General features: G+C 70.1%; 15 protein-coding genes. 6 read left to right on the top strand and 9 right to left on the bottom strand.

What is annotated here, in order from left to right:
* Positions 1-11: 11 nt before the first annotated feature.
* The 4 genes from ABH920_RS01895 to ABH920_RS01880 all read left to right on the top strand — a co-directional run bounded on the left by ABH920_RS01895 (position 12) and on the right by ABH920_RS01880 (position 5,204).
* A complete protein-coding gene (locus tag ABH920_RS01895) occupies positions 12-1,529 on the top strand; it encodes a dihydrolipoamide acetyltransferase family protein (protein ID WP_370346038.1) in 1,518 nt (505 codons plus the stop codon).
* Between the two features lie 111 nt (positions 1,530-1,640).
* Positions 1,641-2,435: a carbon-nitrogen family hydrolase gene (locus tag ABH920_RS01890; RefSeq protein ID WP_370346036.1), complete on the top strand. Its 795-nt coding sequence runs from the start codon at positions 1,641-1,643 to the stop codon at positions 2,433-2,435.
* 75 nt (positions 2,436-2,510) lie between these two features.
* Positions 2,511-4,211, top strand: a complete 1,701-nt coding sequence (locus tag ABH920_RS01885; protein ID WP_370346034.1) for a serine/threonine protein kinase — start codon at positions 2,511-2,513, stop codon at positions 4,209-4,211.
* A 54-nt stretch (positions 4,212-4,265) separates the two neighbouring features.
* Positions 4,266-5,204 carry an SDR family oxidoreductase gene (locus tag ABH920_RS01880; RefSeq protein ID WP_370346032.1) on the top strand — a complete coding sequence of 313 codons (939 nt, stop codon included), beginning with the start codon at positions 4,266-4,268 and terminating at the stop codon, positions 5,202-5,204.
* Here the strand turns inward: ABH920_RS01880 and ABH920_RS01875 are convergent.
* The 7 genes from ABH920_RS01875 to dnaK all read right to left on the bottom strand — a co-directional run bounded on the left by ABH920_RS01875 (position 5,187) and on the right by dnaK (position 13,700).
* On the bottom strand, positions 5,187-5,570 hold the full coding sequence (locus ABH920_RS01875; RefSeq protein WP_370346030.1) for a DUF3037 domain-containing protein: 384 nt from the start codon (positions 5,568-5,570) through the stop codon (positions 5,187-5,189). The genes ABH920_RS01880 and ABH920_RS01875 overlap by 18 nt on opposite strands.
* Complete coding sequence (locus tag ABH920_RS01870) at positions 5,567-6,442, bottom strand: HipA family kinase (protein ID WP_370346028.1); 876 nt, start codon at positions 6,440-6,442, stop codon at positions 5,567-5,569. The genes ABH920_RS01875 and ABH920_RS01870 overlap by 4 nt, the downstream gene beginning before the upstream one ends.
* 36 nt (positions 6,443-6,478) lie before the next feature.
* Entirely contained in the window at positions 6,479-9,121 is a 2,643-nt protein-coding gene (gene clpB, locus ABH920_RS01865; RefSeq protein WP_370346026.1) for an ATP-dependent chaperone ClpB, read from the bottom strand.
* Between the two features lie 137 nt (positions 9,122-9,258).
* On the bottom strand, positions 9,259-9,726 hold the full coding sequence (locus ABH920_RS01860; RefSeq protein WP_370346024.1) for a heat shock protein transcriptional repressor HspR: 468 nt from the start codon (positions 9,724-9,726) through the stop codon (positions 9,259-9,261).
* Positions 9,727-9,732: 6 nt separating this feature from the next.
* Complete coding sequence (gene dnaJ / locus ABH920_RS01855) at positions 9,733-10,857, bottom strand: molecular chaperone DnaJ (RefSeq protein ID WP_370346022.1); 1,125 nt, start codon at positions 10,855-10,857, stop codon at positions 9,733-9,735.
* 68 nt (positions 10,858-10,925) lie between these two features.
* The gene (gene grpE, locus ABH920_RS01850) at positions 10,926-11,657 is read right to left on the bottom strand and encodes a nucleotide exchange factor GrpE (protein WP_370346020.1); all 732 of its coding nucleotides are present in this window, start codon (positions 11,655-11,657) and stop codon (positions 10,926-10,928) included.
* 165 nt (positions 11,658-11,822) lie between these two features.
* Positions 11,823-13,700 carry a molecular chaperone DnaK gene (gene dnaK, locus ABH920_RS01845; protein ID WP_370346017.1) on the bottom strand — a complete coding sequence of 626 codons (1,878 nt, stop codon included), beginning with the start codon at positions 13,698-13,700 and terminating at the stop codon, positions 11,823-11,825.
* Positions 13,701-14,011: 311 nt separating this feature from the next.
* Here dnaK and ABH920_RS01840 point away from each other — a divergent pair, with 311 nt between their 5' ends.
* A complete protein-coding gene (locus ABH920_RS01840) occupies positions 14,012-14,734 on the top strand; it encodes a hypothetical protein (RefSeq protein WP_370346015.1) in 723 nt (240 codons plus the stop codon).
* 45 nt (positions 14,735-14,779) lie between these two features.
* On the opposite strand, the gene ABH920_RS01835 is transcribed toward ABH920_RS01840, so the two are convergent.
* Positions 14,780-15,949, bottom strand: a complete 1,170-nt coding sequence (locus ABH920_RS01835) for an alpha/beta hydrolase (protein WP_370346013.1) — start codon at positions 15,947-15,949, stop codon at positions 14,780-14,782.
* 150 nt (positions 15,950-16,099) lie between these two features.
* Here ABH920_RS01835 and ABH920_RS01830 point away from each other — a divergent pair, with 150 nt between their 5' ends.
* Entirely contained in the window at positions 16,100-17,212 is a 1,113-nt protein-coding gene (locus ABH920_RS01830; protein WP_370346011.1) for a phosphotransferase enzyme family protein, read from the top strand.
* Here ABH920_RS01830 and ABH920_RS01825 read toward each other — a convergent pair.
* On the bottom strand, positions 17,187-17,750 hold the full coding sequence (locus ABH920_RS01825) for a bacterial proteasome activator family protein (RefSeq protein ID WP_370346707.1): 564 nt from the start codon (positions 17,748-17,750) through the stop codon (positions 17,187-17,189). The genes ABH920_RS01830 and ABH920_RS01825 overlap by 26 nt on opposite strands.
* Between the last annotated feature and the right edge of the window lie 17 nt (positions 17,751-17,767).

The raw sequence follows: 17,767 nt of genomic DNA, 5'->3' as shown, positions 1-17,767 counted from the left end.
TGGGAGCACACATGGGTGAGATCAAGAGATTCAACCTCCCGGACGTCGGCGAGGGTCTGACCGAGGCCGAGATCCTGGCCTGGTCGGTCAAGGTCGGCGACCTGGTCACGGTCAACCAGATCCTGGTCGAGATCGAGACCGCGAAGGCCGCCGTCGAGCTGCCCTCGCCGTGGGCCGGCAAGGTCGTCGAGCTGCTGGTGGACGAGGGGCAGACGGTCGACGTCGGCACCCCGATCATCGGGATCGACCTCGACCCGAGCACGCCGAGCGCTCCGAGCGCTCCGGCGGCCGGCGGCCGGGACGACATGACCGCCGGCGTCGCGGCCACCGCCGAGGCCAAGGCCGCGCCGGCCGGCTCGGGCACGAACGGCGACAAGCGCGAGGCCGTCCTGGTCGGCTACGGCGTAAAGCAGGCCGCTTCCAGCCGCCGTCCGCGCAAGGCCTCCGGCGCGGCGCCGTCCGCGGCCGACGTCATGGGCGCCGCGGTCCGCGAGGAGCCGGTCGTCGACGACGTCCCGGCCCCCGCGTACTACGGCCAGTCCGCGGCGCCGGAGCAGGCCGCTCCGGCGGTCCGGGTCGCGACCACGAGCGTGCCCGCTGCTCCGGTGGCTCCGGCCGGTCCGGCCGCGCCGATCGGCGCCAAGCCGCTGGCCAAGCCGCCGGTCCGCAAGCTCGCCAAGGACCTCGGCATCGACCTGGCGCTGGTGGTCCCGACGGGCGCCAACGGCACGGTGACCCGGGACGACGTGCACGCGGCCGCCTCCGGGACGCAGACCGCGCCGGCCGCCGCCGGCGAGGCCGCCCCGGCTGCCGCCGCGCCCTTCGTCAACGGCGAGCGCCGCGTCCCGATCAAGGGCGTGCGCAAGGCGACCGCCGCGGCGATGGTGCAGTCGGCGTTCACCGCGCCGCACGTCACCGAGTTCCTGACGGTCGACGTCACCCCGACCATGAAGTTCGTGCAGCGTCTGAAGGAGATGCCGGACTTCAAGGGCGTGCGGGTGTCGCCGCTGCTGCTGGTCGCCAAGGCGTTCCTGGTGGCGATGGCGCGGAACCCGGAGATCAACGCGCGCTGGGACGAGGCCAACGGCGAGATCGTGTACTTCGACCACGTCACCCTGGGCATCGCGGCGGCCACGCCGCGCGGCCTGCTGGTGCCGAACGTCAAGGGCGCGGACCTGCTGCCGCTGGTGGAGCTGGGCCGCGCGCTCAACAAGCTCACCGACGTGGCGCGCGAGGGCAAGACCTCGCTGGCCGACATGAGCGGCGCCACGGCGACGATCACCAACGTCGGCGTGTTCGGCGTGGACACCGGCACCCCGATCCTGAACCCCGGCGAGGCGTCGATCCTGGCGTTCGGCGCGGTGCGGGAGCAGCCGTGGATGCACAAGGGCAAGGTGAAGCCGCGTCAGGTGACCACGCTGGCGCTGTCCTTCGACCACCGCCTGGTCGACGGCGAGCTGGGCTCGAAGGTGCTGCGGGACGTCGGTGCGGTGCTGGCCGATCCGCTGACCGCGCTGGCCTGGAGCTGATCGCCTGAGGAATCCCGACAGGGATCCCTACAGCGGTCTCATGCGGGTTGTGGTCTGACACAGAGGGGCACCGGTTCTCAGAACCGGTGCCCCTCTGGCACGATCGGCAGTATGCGCGTATCCCTCATGCAGCTTGTCGTCGACGACACGGAAGCACCCGAGGACCGCTGGAACCGTGCGGTGAAGCTGGTCGAGGCCGAGCGGGAGACCGGGGCGGAGCTGGTGATCCTGCCCGAGCTCTGGGTCGCGGGCGGCTTCGACTACAAGAACTGGACCGGTCACGCCGAGCCGATCGCCGACAGCCGGCCGATCGCCGCTCTGGAGAAGGTCCGGACACAAGACGGTGCGGGCCCGGAGATGTGGCTGCACTTCGGTTCCTATGTAGAGCGCGCGTCTGACGGGACTCTCTACAACACCGCGGTCTTCCGCGGCCCGGACGGTGTGCAGGCTCAATACCGCAAGATCCACCGGTTCGGCTTCAGCGAGGGCGAGGCGACCCTGATGGGCGCCGGAGAGGAACTCGTCACCGTTCCCTCTCCATGGGGAACACTGGGACTGGCTACGTGTTATGACATCCGTTTCCCCGAGCTGTTCCGGGGACTCCTGGACGAGGGCATGGAGCACCTGGTGGTCTGCTCGGCGTGGCCCGAGAAGCGGATCGAGCATTGGCGGGTGTTGCTCAAGGCCCGCGCGATCGAGGACCAGGTGTTCGTCTTCGCCACGAACTGTGTGGGGACGAACGGAGGGGTCGCTCTGGGGGGACGTTCCGTCGTCATCGATCCCTGGGGGAATGTCGTGGCCGAAGCGGGTACCGGTGAAGAGGTTCTGCGGGTGGATGTGGATCCGGCACTGGTCGCGCGGACACGGAGCGCGTTGCCTGTTCTGAACGACCGCCGCCTGCGCTGAGGACCGGGGTACGGCACATCAACCTGCTGCCCCATAATGGCCGGGACGCCGTACAGGGGAGGCTGCACGTTGAATGTGAACGGCAATGTACATAGGGGGGATGCCGCAGCGACCGACCGGGTCGGGCCGTATCTGCTCGTCACCCAGCTCGGATCGGGTGCCATGGGCCGGGTGTTCCTCGGCACCGACGCCGACGGCCGCCAGGCGGCCGTCAAGATGGTCCGCTCCGATCTGGCCGAGATCCCGGCGTTCCGCAAGCGGTTCGCGCGAGAGCTGCAAGTCGCCGAACGCATCCACTCCCCACGTATCGCGGAGATCTACAACGCGGAGACCGAGGGCGCACGGCCGTGGCTGGCCACCGAATACGTGCCCGGCCCGACACTGCAGGACGCGATCGATCAGGGCGGCGGTTTCGACGATGCACGGCTTCGCGCCTTGGCGGTGGCGATCGCACAGGCGCTGCAAGTCATTCACGCCGCAGAGGTCGTGCACCGCGACCTCAAGCCGGCGAACGTACTGCTCGGTCCGGACGGTCCCAAAGTCATCGACTTCGGGGTGGCCCGCGCACTGGATGCCTCCCTGCTGACCAACACCGGCCAGACTCTCGGCACACCCGCGTATATGTCCCCTGAGCAAGCCGACGGACGCTCTGTAGAGGCCGCCTCCGACGTGTTCGCCCTGGGTTCACTGCTGGTGTTCGCCGCTACCGGCCGACTCGCGTTCGGCGACGGCGCACCGCTGGCGATCCTGCACCGCGTGGTCAACAACGAGCCGGACCTCAGCGGCGTCGCCGAGAACGACGACGTCCTGCGTCGACTCATCGAAGGCTGTCTGGCCAAGGAAGCCGAGAACCGCCCCACGCCCCAGCAGATCATCGATCTGTTCGGCGAGATCGCCTGGCAGCCGCTCCCCGGAGTGGTGTGGCAGCAGCCGCCCCTCGGCGTCGGACTGCCGGTGACCGCGAACGAGTCAGCCGACTCGCCGACCGTGGCCCTCGCGCCGAAGCGCGGCGGCAGGCGGATCGCCGTGATCTCCGGCGCCGCGGCCGCCGCGGTCATCCTGACCGGCATCGCCATCGTCGAGGGCAGCAGTGGCGGCCCGGGGAACTCGGCGGCCGGCAGTCCGCAGACAGGCGGCTCGCTGTCCGGAAGCCAGTCGGCCGGCGGCTCGTTCCCGGCCACCCCCGGGTCCTCCAGCGACAGCGGACAGGCTTCCGCAAGCGGCAAGCCGTCTCCGACTTCGAACGGGCCGGTCGGCCAGGTGAAGCCCGGCAACGGCAGCACGGCTCCGACTCAGGGCAGCTCGGTAGCGGTCACGGTGACGGTCAACGACAGCGGCCCGAACAACCCGGGCACCTCTCAGGGCACCTCCACGGCGTCGCAGCCGGCCAGCCACCCCTCGACGCACAAGACCACCGCCGCGCCTCCGCCGCAGCCGGCCCACAACCCGCCCGGGCCGATGGGTGCCGGCGACATCACGGTCCTGATCCCGAACTGGTTCGGCGAGCCGACGATCAACATCTCGTGGAAAGCGCACTCCGACGCGACGAGCTACAAACTCCACTACACCTACAGCTCCACCACCACCAGCGGACTCAACCCGCCCCCGCCGACCGACCAGACCGTCGCGGTCGACGGCACCAGCTACTCGTATCAGTTCCCGGCGGGCGACAACACCTGTATCCAGGTCGCCACGGTCAACCAGTACGGCACGTCGGCCTACTATCCGATCCCGATGTACTGCGTGAACGACATGGGCCAGCAAACCAGCGGCTAACCGCCCCCACCGCACCCCTACCGCCCAGTAAGTTACCGGCGGTAGGGTTCGGGCATGGGAACCTGGGGACCGCAAGGCGTCAGCGGGAAAGTCGTGGTCATCACCGGCGCGGCGCGCGGGATCGGCGCGGACGCCGCGCGCCGGTTGGCGCGACGCGGGGCTAAGGTCGCACTGATCGGGCTGGAGCCCGAGGAACTGCGCAAGACCGCGGAGTCCTGCGGCCCCGACGCGACCGCGTGGGACGCGGACGTGACGTCCTGGGAGCAGCTCGGCACCGCGATCGACGGCATCGTCGGGCACTACGGCGGCATCGACGTGGTGGTGGCCAACGCCGGTGTCGCACCGACCGGATTCATCCGCTCCATCGACCCGGCGGCATTCGAGCGCACCATCGAGATCAACCTGCTCGGCGTCTGGCGGACGGTCCGCACCGCGCTGCCTCATGTCATCGAGCGCAAAGGTTACGTACTCGTGGTGTCCTCTGCGGCAGCGCTCATCCATCCCCCTGCGTTGGCCGCCTATACGGCGTCCAAGGCCGGTGCCGAGGCGTTCGGCGACAGCCTGCGCGCCGAAGTGAAGCACCTCGGTGTGGACGTCGGTGTCGCGTACTTCTCGTGGATCAAGACCGATCTGGTGACGAGCGCGGACGCGCATCCGGTCCTGGGCAAGTTCCGTAAGAGCGCGCCCGGACCCGCATCCCGTGTGTATCCCCTGGAGAAGGTCGGGGAGGCGGTTACGGAGGGAATCGCTAAGCGCAGCCGCGTTATATGCGTTCCCTCATGGGTGAACCACCTGCGCCGTATCCACGGGATGCTGCCCGTGGTGGTGGAGAAGGCGAACGCCAGAGCCGCCGCGCGTGCGGACCGCGAGATGATCGCGGACATCGAGAAGCGCGGGGCCGAGGCGTCGTCGCGACTGACCGGTCCGGGAGGCGCGGCCGCACAGGCGGCCACGGCGGCTAAGGCGGCGAAGGCGTCAGCAGCCGAGGACTGAGCCTGCCAACCGATCCAGAGCGGCCGCGGGATCAGCAGTAAGGCCGGTGTGCACCGGACCGGGCTGCACCACCGTGGAACGCGGCGCGATCAACCACCGGAACCGCCGGCCCAGCGCGTCCTGGCCGGCGGGGCCGGAGTCCGGTCCGCCGCAGCAGACCTTCGAGACGGCGCCGAGCAGTGCCTCGATCCCCTCGACGTCCGCTGTGGGATCCAGCGCACGCACCCGCACGGTGTCCACCTGCGTGGCGCATCCCAGGAAGTCGAGCTGCTGGCAGTAGAGAACCACGCCGACGTTGACGTACTCCCCGCGCTCGACGCGGGGAACGGCGCGCAGTACCGAGTACTCGTAGGGCTGAACGCTCACTTCACCCGTCCCTGCATCCAGTTCGGGTGCTTCGCCTTCAGGCGCGCCTTGAGATCGGAGCTCTGCACAGACCGCGCGGCTTCCTGCGCGGAACTATCCACAAGCTGTGGAAACCAATCGCGCGGTCCGATGACACGGGTCAGCAGATAGCTGACGTACGCGTCGCGCACCGCGTCCGCGGACTCGAATCCGGGCTCGTCGGCCAGCCACTCGTCCGGTACGACCGCCACGACGGAGCGCAGCAGTTCCTCCGTGACGAGCGGTGCGAGGGCCGCGTCGGCACCCGGCATGTCCTTCGCATAAGAGGCGAGCACATGGTCGCCCGCGTCAAAGGGAGCCAGTGCACCCTTCTGCGCGCCGGGCCAGTTGTGGTGGAAGATCAGCGAGGCGCCGTGGTCGATCAGATAGAGCTTGCGGTGCCACAGCAGCAGGTTCGGGTTCCGCCACGACCGGTCCACGTTGCGCACCAGCGCGTCGAACCACACGATGCGGCTGGCGAGTTCGGACTCCACGGGAAACGCCAAGGGGTCGTATCCCAGCGACCCCGGCAGATAGTCCATACCGAGGTTCAGGCCCTTGCTCCCCTTGAGGAGCTCCTGGATCTCCTGGTCGGGCTCGGCCGCGCCGATGACCGGATCCAGCTCGATCCCGACCAGCGCCGGCACCGGCAGGCCCAGGGACCGCGCCAGTTCCCCGGCGATCACCTCGGCGACCAGGGCCTTGCGGCCCTGGCCCGCCGAGCGGAACTTCACCACGTACGTCCCGAGGTCCGAGGCCTCGACCAGTCCGGGCAGCGAACCGCCCTCGCGGAGCGGGGTCACGTACCGGGTGGCGGTGACGATCGGCAGAGCGGCGGCAACAGGCACAGACACCACGCTAGACGCACCTCCGACGTTCGATCATCTCCATCACGACTGCGACGGCTGAGGTGACTGCGGCGACTGCGAGGTGATGACCAGCGCGTCGTTCTCGACGTCCACGTCCACCCGCACCGTGTCGCCGTCCCGGATCTCGCCGGCCAGCAGCTTGCGGGCCAGCGGATCGCCGATCGCGGACTGCACCAGACGGCGCAGCGGACGGGCCCCGAAGGCCGGCTCGTAGCCGGCGATCGCCAGCCAGTCGCTCGCGCCCGGGGTGACCTCCAGCAGCAGCCGGCGGTCGGCCAGGCGCTTGGCCAGCTTGCCGACCTGGATGCCGACGATGCGGGCGAGCTCGGTCGTGCCCAGCGGGTCGAAGACCACCTGCGCGTCCAGCCGGTTCAGGAACTCCGGCTTGAACGCCGCGCGCACCGCGCTGTCCACCCGCTGACGACGGTCCAGCCGGGCCTGCGCCGGGTCCAGGGCCTCGTCGACGGTCAGGTCGAAGCCGGCGGTGCCCAGGTTGGAGGTGAGGATCAGGATCGTGTTGCGGAAGTCCACGGTCCGGCCCTGGCCGTCGGTGAGCCGGCCATCGTCCAGGACCTGCAGCAGCACGTCGAAGATCTCCGGGTGCGCCTTCTCGACCTCGTCGAGCAGCACCACCGAGTACGGCCGGCGGCGCACGGCCTCGGTCAGCTGGCCGCCCTCCTCGTAGCCGACGTAGCCGGGAGGGGCGCCGACCAGCCGGGCCACCGAGTGCTTCTCGGAGTACTCCGACATGTCGATGCGCACCATCGCGTGCTCGTCGTCGAACAGGAAGTCCGCCAGCGCCTTGGCCAGCTCGGTCTTGCCGACGCCGGTGGGGCCGAGGAACAGGAACGAGCCGGTCGGGCGGTCCGGGTCGGAGACGCCGGCGCGGGCCCGCCGGACCGCGTCGGAAACCGCGGCCACCGCCTCGACCTGGCCGATCAGCCGTTCGCCGAGCCGCTCCTCCATGTGCAGCAGCTTCTCGGACTCGCCCTCCAGCAGCCGGCCGGCCGGGATCCCGGTCCAGGCGCCGACCACCTCGGCGATGTCGTCCGGGCCGACCTCCTCCTTCACCATCGGCGCGACCGTCTCGGCCTCGTCCACCGAGGTGGAGGCGGTGGCCAGTTCGGCCTCGACCGCCGGGATCTCGGCGTAGAGCAGCCGGGAGGCGGTCTCGAAGTCGCCGGACCGCTGCGCCAGCTCGACCTGCGACTTCATCGCGTCCAGCCGCTGCTTGAGCTCGCCGACCCGGTTCAGGCCGCCCTTCTCCTGCTCCCAGCGCACGTTCAGGGCGTTGAGCTGCTCCTGCCGGTCGGCCAGGTCCAGGCGCAACCGGGCCAGCCGGTCGCGGGAGGCCGGGTCGTGCTCCTTGGCCAGCGCCAGCTCCTCCATCTTCATCCGGTCCACGGCGCGCTGAAGCTCGTCGATCTCCACCGGACGGGAGTCGATCTCCATGCGCAGCCGGGAGGCGGCCTCGTCGATCAGGTCGATGGCCTTGTCCGGCAGGAAGCGGGAGGTGATGTAGCGGTGCGAGAGCGTGGCCGCGGCGACCAGCGCGGTGTCGGAGATGGCGACCTTGTGGTGCGCCTCGTAGCGGCCCTTGAGGCCGCGCAGGATCGCGATGGTGTCCTCGACCGTCGGCTCGTCGACCAGGACCTGCTGGAAGCGGCGCTCCAGCGCGGGGTCCTTCTCGATGCGCTCGCGGTACTCGTCCAGCGTGGTCGCGCCGACCATCCGCAGCTCGCCGCGGGCCAGCATGGGCTTGAGCATGTTGCCGGCGTCCATCGCCGAGTCGCCGGTCGCGCCGGCGCCGACCACGGTGTGCAGCTCGTCGATGAAGGTGATGACCTGGCCGTCGGAGTCCTTGATGTCGGCCAGGACGGCCTTCAGGCGCTCCTCGAACTCGCCGCGGTACTTCGCGCCGGCCACCATCGCGCCCAGGTCCAGGGACACCAGGCGCTTGTCGCGCAGGCTCTCCGGCACGTCGCCGGCGATGATGCGTTGGGCCAGGCCCTCGACGACGGCGGTCTTGCCGACGCCGGGCTCGCCGATCAGCACCGGGTTGTTCTTGGTCCGGCGCGAGAGCACCTGCACCACCCGGCGGATCTCGGCGTCGCGGCCGATCACCGGGTCGAGCTTGCCGTCGCGGGCCGAGGCGGTCAGGTCGACGCCGTACTTCTCCAGGGCCTGGTAGGTGGCCTCCGGGTCCTGCGACGTCACCCGCGACGAGCCGCGTACCTTGGTGAACGCCTCGCGCAGCGCCTGCGGAGTGGCCCCGGCCTTCTTGAGCAGCTCGGCCGTGCCGTCGTCGCCGAGCGCGAGGCCGACCAGCAGGTGCTCGGTCGAGACGTACTCGTCGTCGAGCTTGCGGGCCTCGTCGCCGGCGGCGTTCAGGGCGTTGAGGGTGTTGCGCGCCAGGGTGGGTGCCGAGACCGTCGAGCCGCTGGCCGACGGCAGGCGCTCGGCGGCGGCCTCGACCGCCTTGCCGAGCGCGGCGCGGTCCACGCCGACGGCCTCCAGCAGCGGCCGGGTGGTGCCCTCGACCTGGCCGAGCAGGGCCAGCAGCACCTGGACCGTCTCCACCTGCGGGTTGCCCGCGCGCGTGGCCTCGCGGATCGCGACGCTCAGGGCCTCCTGGCTCTTGGTCGTCAGCTTCTGCGAATCCACTGTGAAACCTCCAAGAGAAAAGCCCCCCGAACATTCAGTTGTCAGCGCTCTGCCGAGCGCCGCGCGCTCACCTGACCCGGCTCGGTCGACCCGGCTCGGTCGACCCGGGTCACCCAACCCGGGTCATCCGCCGAGGCTCACTTGCCCTGGGGCTTCCAGACCGCCAGGGCGGTGGTGAACGTGGCCGGCAGAGCCGGCAGCAGGTCGCCGCGGTAGCCCGGCGGGGCCGGCGGCAGCGGCGAGACCGGCGGGGCCACCGGCGACGCGACCGGGACGGCGCTCTTCCCGGTCGGGTAGAGGGTCACGGCCTCGAGCTCGGCGACCCGCCGGGACAGCGCCGCGACCTGCTCCTCGAGCTCGCGGATGCGCTTGATCCCGGCCAGGTTCACGCCCTCGTCCTGGGACAGGCGCTGCACCTCGCGCAGGGTTTCGATGTCGCGTGCGGAGTACCGGCGGCCACCGCCGCCGGTGCGCTCCGGGCACACGATGCCCAGCCGGTCGTACTGGCGCAGGGTCTGCGGGTGCATCCCGGCCAGCTGAGCGGCCACGGAGATCACGTAGACCGGGGTTTCCTCGGTCAGCGGCAGGAACGGATTCCTGGCCATCGTCCGTCACTCTCCCTTCGCGGCGTCCAGCAACTCCGCCCGCGGGTGGTGGTTGCCGGTCGCCTCCTGGAACTTCTCCAGCGCCGCGCGGGCGTCGGCGCCGATCTCGGCCGGGACCGCGATCTCGAAGCGCACCAGCAGATCGCCCTTGGTCCCGTCCTTGCGCGCCACGCCGCGGCCGCGCACGCGCAGCACCCGGCCGTTCTGCGAGTTGGCGGGCAGCTTCACCGTCACCGGCATGCCGCCCAGGGTCGGGACCTGGATCTCCGCTCCGAGGACCGCCTCCGGGAAGGTGACGGGCACGGTCACGGTCAGGTTGTCGTCCTCACGTCCGAAGACGGCGTGCGGGCTCACATGGACCACCACATACAGGTCGCCGGCCGGGCCGCCGCGCTCGCCGGAGGCACCCTTGCCCTTGAGCCGGATGCGCTGGCCGTCGCGGACCCCCGCCGGGATGCGGGCCTGGATCGTCCGGGAACTGGCGGCCCGGCCGGAGCCGTGGCACACCGGGCAGGGGTCGTCGACCAGCAGGCCGCGGCCCTTGCAGTCCCGGCAGGGTTCGGAGAAGGCGAAGCCGCCCTGGTTCCGGCTCACCTGGCCGGTGCCCGAACAGGTCGGGCACACGCGCGGGGTGGTGCCGGCCTTGGCGCCGGTGCCCGAACAGGCCGAGCACGGCGTGTCCGAGGTCAGCCGGAGCGAGACGGTGGCGCCGTCGATGGAATCGCTGAACTTCAGCGTCACCTCCGACTCCACGTCCGCCCCGCGCCGCGCCTGGGTGGTGCGGCCGGTGGTGCCGGTGCCGGTGGTCGGGCCGCCGGTGCGGTTGAACAGACCGCCGAGCAGGTCGCCGAGGTCGAAGTTGAACCCGCCGGGGGCACCGCCGCCGGGGGGCCGGAATCCGCCGTTGCCGAAGACCGAGCGCGAGTCGTCGTACTCCTTGCGCCGCTTGTCGTCGGACAGGACGTCATAGGCCTCGGAGATCTCCTTGAACTTCTCCTCCGACGCCGAGTCGCCCTTGTTGGCGTCCGGGTGGTACTGACGCGCCAGCTTCCGGTAGGCCTTCTTGATGTCGGCAGCCGGCGCGTCCTTGGGGACTCCGAGGATCTTGTAGTAGTCCTTGTTGACGGCCACCTAAACCCACGCCTCCCGTCCGGGTTGTGCCATGTCGTTCACGCGTCGCCCTCGTCGCCGGCCCGGGCTCACAGCCCCGAATCGTCGTCGTCGTCGACTTCCACAGCCGCGTCAGCCGCTGCCTTGTTCCCGGCGCCGCCGCTGGTGCCGCTGGTGCCGCTGCCACCGCTGGTGCCGGCGCCGTTCCCGCTGCTGTTCGGCGCGCTCTTCGCGGCCGACGCGGCGGGGCCGGGCTTCGGCTTGGCCGGCTCCGGGGCCGGCTCGGCCTCCGGGGCCGGTCCGGGCTCGGCGACCTGCACCTGCGCCGGACGGACCACCCGCTCGCCGATCCGGTAGCCGGGGCGGAACAGCACCGCCACGGTCACCTCGTCGACGTCCGGGGACGTGGTGCTCATCAGCGCCTCGTGCAGGTTCGGGTCGAAGATCTCGCCGGCCGCGCCGAAGCGGGCCAGGCCCTGCTTGGCCACCACGGCCTCGAACGCCTCGCCGACCTGCCGGAAGCCGCCTTCCAACTCGCCGTGCTCGCGGGCCCGGCCGATGTCGTCCAGCACCGGCAGCAGCTCCGACAGCGCCCCGGCGACCGCGGTCTCCTTGACCACCTGCCGGTCGCGCTCGACGCGCTTCTTGTAGTTGCTGAACTCGGCCTGCAGCCGCTGCAGGTCGTTGGTGCGCTCGGCCAACTCCGCCTGCACACCTTGCAGCTCATTGGTCCGCTCGGCGAGTTTGGCCAGCAGCTCGGTCACCGCGAGGTTGGCGCGTTCGCCCTCGCCTCCCGGCTCGGCCGCGTACTCGTCGCTCACGAAAGGTCCTCCTGAACCCGCCGCTTCCCCACAGTCGGGAAGGCTTCAGTGTCGCTGGGGGTGGCGCCGCGCGGGTGCCGGATCATCACAGATGATCGGCGCCCCGCGCGGCCCCGTCTAGCCGTAGTGCTTCGCTCGTCAGGTGGAACCTGGGGCGGGCCTGCGTCAGGCCTGGCCGCCCTTGCCCTCGTCGACGATCTCGGCGTCCACCACGTCGTCCTGCTCCGGGCCGGCACCGGTGCCGCCGGCGGACTCCCCGCCGGGCGCGCCGGCCGCCTCGCCAGAGGCCTGGGCCTGCTGGTAGAGCGCGGCGCCGAGCTTCTGGCTGGTGGTCGCCAGCTTCTCCGAAGCCGAGCGGATGGTGGCGGAGTCCTCGCTCTTGAGAGCCTCCTTGGTCTCGCTGATCGCGGCCTCGACCTCGGACTTCACGTCGCCCGGGACCTTGTCCTCGTTGTCCTTGAGGAACTTCTCGGTCGAGTAGACCAGAGACTCGGCCTGGTTGCGGACCTCGGCGGCCTCGCGGCGGTTGTGGTCCTCGTCGGCGTACTGCTCGGCCTCGCGCATCATGCGGTCGATCTCGTCCTTCGGCAGCGCCGAGCCGCCGGTGATGACCATCGACTGCACCTTGCCGGTGCCCAGGTCCTTGGCCGAGACGTTGACGATGCCGTTGGCGTCGATGTCGAAGGTGACCTCGATCTGCGGCAGGCCGCGCGGCGCCGGCGGCAGGCCGGTCAGCTCGAACATGCCCAGCCGCTTGTTGTACGCCGCGATCTCGCGCTCGCCCTGGTAGACCTGGATCTGCACCGACGGCTGGTTGTCCTCGGCCGTGGTGAAGGTCTCCGAACGCTTGGTCGGGATCGTGGTGTTCTTCTCGATCAGCTTGGTCATGATGCCGCCCTTGGTCTCGATACCGAGGGACAGCGGGGTGACGTCGAGCAGCAGGACGTCCTTGACCTCGCCCTTGAGCACACCGGCCTGAAGCGCGGCACCGACGGCCACGACCTCGTCCGGGTTGACGCCCTTGTTCGGCTCCTTGCCGCCGGTCAGCTCGCGGACCAGGTCGGCCACGGCCGGCATGCGGGTGGAACCGCCGACCAGCACCACGTGCTCGATCGCGCTCAGCGAGACGCCGGCGTCCTTGATCACCTGGTGGAACGGGGTCTTGCAGCGGTCCAGGAGGTCCGAGGTCAGCTGCTGGAACTGCGAGCGCGTGAGCTTCTCGTCCAGGTGCAGCGGGCCCTCGGCGCTGGCGGTGATGTAGGGCAGGTTGATCGAGGTCTCGGTGGAGCTGGACAGCTCGATCTTCGCCTTCTCACCGGCCTCGCGCAGCCGCTGCATGGCCATCTTGTCCTTGGACAGGTCCACGCCGTGCGCGTTCTTGAACTGGGTCACCAGCCACTCGACGACCTTGTTGTCCCAGTCGTCGCCACCGAGGTGGTTGTCGCCGTTGGTGGCCTTCACCTCGATGGTGGAGAAGCCGTCGTCGTCCTTGCCGACTTCCAGCAGCGAGACGTCGAAGGTGCCGCCGCCGAGGTCGAAGACCAGGATGGTCTGATCGCCCTCGCCCTTGTCCAGGCCGTAGGCCAGGGCCGCGGCGGTGGGCTCGTTGACGATGCGCAGGACGTTCAGGCCCGCGATCTCGCCGGCCTCCTTGGTGGCCTGGCGCTCGGAGTCGGAGAAGTACGCCGGGACGGTGATGACCGCGTCGGTGACCTTCTCGGAGAGGTAGGACTCGGCGTCCCGCTTGAGCTTCTGCAGGATGAACGCCGAGATCTGCTGGGGCGTGAACGCCTTGTCGTCGACGTTGATCTTCCAGTCGGTGCCCATGTGGCGCTTGACCGACCGGATGGTGCGCTCCACGTTGGTGACGGCCTGGCGCTTGGCGACCTCGCCGACCAGCACCTCGCCGTTCTTGGCGAAGGCCACCACGGACGGGGTCGTCCGCGAGCCCTCGGCGTTGGTGATGACGGTGGGCTCGCCACCTTCCAGGACGCAGACGACGGAGTTCGTCGTCCCGAGGTCGATGCCGACCGGACGTGCCATGGGGGTTCCTCCGCGAAAGACGTTTCGTTGCTGCCACGTGTCTGCTGTGCGTCGCGTGTTGCGTGGGGAAGGCCCGCGGCAGGTTGAGTCGAGTTCGCTCAATGATGCACGGTGCGGTGGGTCGAAGTCAAAAGGTTGCGCGGACAGCGCTCAACTTTGATGCGCTGAATGGTTCTGACCTGCGCGAAACCTCACAAAAAAGTTTCGGCGATCATGGCGCCCGGACGGCCCCGCGAGCGCTGCGTCAAGGTGCACGGTACCGACCGGCGTCTTACCGTCGATCTGTGGGGGCGGTGGAAGGAGCCTGCAACATGCGGAACGTCCTAGGCGGCCTCCTCGCGCTGATCGGCGCGGCGGCCACGCTCTTCAGTCCTTGGCGGGCCTGGTACAACAACCGGCACGGGAGCACCTACAAGTTCTGGGAGGTCTTCGGGTCCGGGATCACGCCGTCGGGGTCCGGGGTCATGGACTCGGTCTTCCTGGTCTTCCTGGTCATGGCGGTGCTGGCGGTGGCCGGCGTGCTGCTGCGCTCCCGGGCCATGGTGGGCTTCGCCGGCGTGGTCGCGCTCGGCTTCACGATCCTGTGGATGGTGCGCCAGGGCCAGGCGGCCGGCGAGCTGACCATCACCGGGGCGGACAACCGCGGGCTCGGCACCGGGGTGGCCTACGCGTTCGGCGGCGGACTGCTGATGATCATCGGTTCCCTGATGATGGCCGGCCGGCCGACACGCACCGTGGTGGTCGAGCGGCCCGCGGCGAACACGGCGGATCAGAGCACGTACGGCACGGCCGCGACGACCTCCCGGGCACCGGCGATCACCACGACCGCACCGGTGGACAAGAACCCGGCCGCTCCGGCCGCTCCAGCCGCTCCGACACCGGCACAGGCCCAGGCACCGGCACCGACCGCCTCGGCCTCGGCAGGCGCCGCAGGGCCCGCCGAACGCACCGGCACCGAACGGCTCAGCAAGGAAGAGCGCCAGATGCTCGGCCTGGACGAGGACGCCTCGACGCAGCCCAAGCAGCAGAACTGAGCGCACAGGGACGATGTTTCACGTGAAACATCGCCGGCCTCGGCGTCACCCGCTGGACGGGGTGGCGCCGGCCGCCGCTGCCGACGACGCCCCGGCCGAGGGCGTGGCGCTCGGGCCGGCGGGGGACGGCGCCTGCGACTGCGCGGCGGTGGTCCCCGCGGTGAAGCCCTGATCCAGGAACGTGATCACCTTCGGGAAGGACCCGGTGACGAAGTCGTAGGAGTGCCCGCCGGGCTCGAGGTGCCAGGACAGATCGACGCCGCAGGCGCAGTCGTGCAGCCGCTGTGCGAACTCGGCGGCCTCACCCTCGATCAACGGGTCCGTCTCGTCCTGGTCCTCCAGCAGCATCACCCGCTTGCCGGCCGCCTTCTGCACCATGTCGTCCGGCGTGTTGGCGGCCTCCACCTTGGGATCCGAGCCGAACATCCCGTCCGGGTCGTCGACGTGGAAGTACCCGGCCATCGAGACGAACTGGTCGAACAGGTCCGGGTGCCGCAGCGCGAGGTTGGCCGCGCCGTAGCCGCCCATCGAGAAGCCGACTATCGCGCGCATGCTGGCCGGCCGGGGCGAGTTGCCCTCCACCGCCGGTATCACGTTCTTGATCAGGTAGGACTCGACCATGTCCTTGCCGTCCTGCGCGTCCGCCCACTCGGTGTCGTTGTGCGCGTTGCCGCCGCCGGTGGGCGCCGCCACGATGAACGGCGCCTCGGCACCGGAGGTGAACGCCTGGTCCAGCACGTCCTTGACGGCCTCCATCATGCGGTCCGGCTCGCCGGGCACGCCGTGCAGCAGGTAGACCACCGGCAGCACCACGTTCGCCGGTACCGCGGGGCGGTAGACGTCGACCGGCCGGGTCTTCATGTCGTCGTCCGCCGACGGCACGTTCAGCGTCGTCACCGTGCCCGGGCCGGTGGCCTTGGGCGCCGGGCGCGGGGTGGTGGGCGCGGCCGCGCCCGGCCGCGCGCCGGGGGCCGAGTTGTCGGTGGCCGACGCGGAGTCGGCGGTGGATCCGGCGAGCGGACCGGTCGGGGGAGGGACGATGCTGGCGTCGTCCGCACTCTGATGGTTGCCGAAGTGGTGCGTGGCGTAACCGAAGGCCACGCCGGAGCCCACGACCAACGCGGTGCTTATGACGAACAGGGAGACGGCCCGCAGCGGGGACCGACCTCTGCGCTTGGGCGCACGACGATGTCCTCTCGCCGCGCTCGCCGCCATAGTCCGTCCGCCTCCCCACGCTCCGGACCGGAGCGCTGCCACGTCCTGCCGCCCTCACCGAGGGCACGCGGGATGTCCACTGGTTCATTCGAGGCTAGTCACGCCACATAAAGCGCAGGTTAAGGATGATCCGCAATGTAGAGTGCGCGCATGCCGGAGACATCAGGGCCACTCCAGGCGCTGTTTCTGCGGTTCGGGCTGCCCGCGCCGACCGCTTTCCACCCGGTGGACAGCGGACTTCTCAATCGGTCATATCAGATTACTTCGCCCGGCAGGCGCTACTTCCTGAAGCACTATCTGCCCTGGCGGGGAATCGGATCAGGGCTCCCCGACGAGCACGGCCGCAAGCGCTCCGCGGACCGCACACTGCGCTGGCAGCACGAAGCCGTGATCCGATTACAGGCGGCGGGTCTCCCCGCAGTCGCCCCACTAAGGGATTTACATGGCCGTACAGTCGCATATGTACGGGGACGCCCTTTTGCAGTGTTCCCCTGGAACGACGGAGTCCACCGTCACGGCAGACATATGCAGGATGTTGACGCGTTCTGCCTCGGCGGCGTCCTGGCCGACATCCACACGGGCCTGGCGCGAGTTCTTCCACAGGTTCCACAGCCGCTGTTCGTCGCGACCACCTCCGAGCAGCACGCCGTCACAGAGGCCGAACAACTCCTGGCTCTGGTCGACACCGGTGCCGGCACAGGCACCGTCCAGAGCGAGATGGACGCGCTCTCCGCGCACCGATTACGGGAGCGCTTAGCGCTCATTCCCGAGGTCGCGCACCTACGCCCGGCCCCCGATGCCGTCGGAACCGTCGGCTACATCCACGGCGACTTCCACGCCGGGAACGTCATGTGGTCGGGGATGGAACCCGGAAGCCGGGTCACGGCGGTCGTCGACTGGGAGAAGACCGCGGTCGCACCTTGTGGGGACGAGGTGGTGAGCACCGCTTTAGTGTTCTTCACAGGGGAGTACTCAGGTCAGCTCGACCTGGATCTGGTCAGGGCGTTCGTCGGGGGGTATGTCGCGGCTCGGCCGCACTTCTCGGAGCGGGAGCTCACCGACTCCGTGCGCCGCGTCTGGTGGGAGCGTCTGACCGACTTCTGGATCCTGACCTGGCACTACCAACACGCCGACCACCGCGCGGACTCGCTGTTCCCCGCCACCGCGGCACTGGTGCCGTGGTGGACGGAGAACTACGCGAAGGTCCTGGACGCCTTCCTGGACGGCGCCTCTACGGCTACAGGTACGGCCCCGCGCCGCTGATCCGCCCCGGCTGCTCGCCGTCCGCGGCCAGGCCCGCACCGGGCGGCACGGACCCGGGCGGCAGCGCCCGGCGGATCTGCTCCAGCTGCGCCCGCGCGGCCATCTGCTGCGCGAACAGCGCGGTCTGGATGCCGTGGAAGAGCCCCTCCAGCCACCCGACCAGCTGCGCCTGGGCGATGCGCAGCTCGGACTCGCTGGGGACCTCGTCCTCGGCGAACGGCAGCGACAGCCGCTCCAGCTCGGCGACCAGTTCCGGGGCCAGGCCCTTCTCCAGCTCGGCGATCGAGGAGCGGTGGATCTCGCGCAGGCGGGCCCGGGAGGCCTCGTCCAGAGGCGCGGCGCGCACTTCCTCCAGCAGCTGCTTGATCATCGAGCCGATCCGCATCACCTTCGCGGGCTGCTCGACCATCTCGGCGACGTTCATCGGGTTCTCGCCGGACTCGTCGTCCCCGTGGGACTCGGAGGGCACCACGATCACCCGGCCGGCCAGATCGCCGTGGTCCTCGGCGTCGGGGTCGTTGTTCAGGCTCATGTTCATCGCTCCGAAGATGTCGC

Source organism: Catenulispora sp. EB89 (assembly GCF_041261445.1).
Classification (GTDB): Bacteria; Actinomycetota; Actinomycetes; order Streptomycetales; family Catenulisporaceae; genus Catenulispora.
Note: the sequence above shows the minus strand (reverse complement) of the source record. Positions and strands in the feature narration are given on the sequence as shown.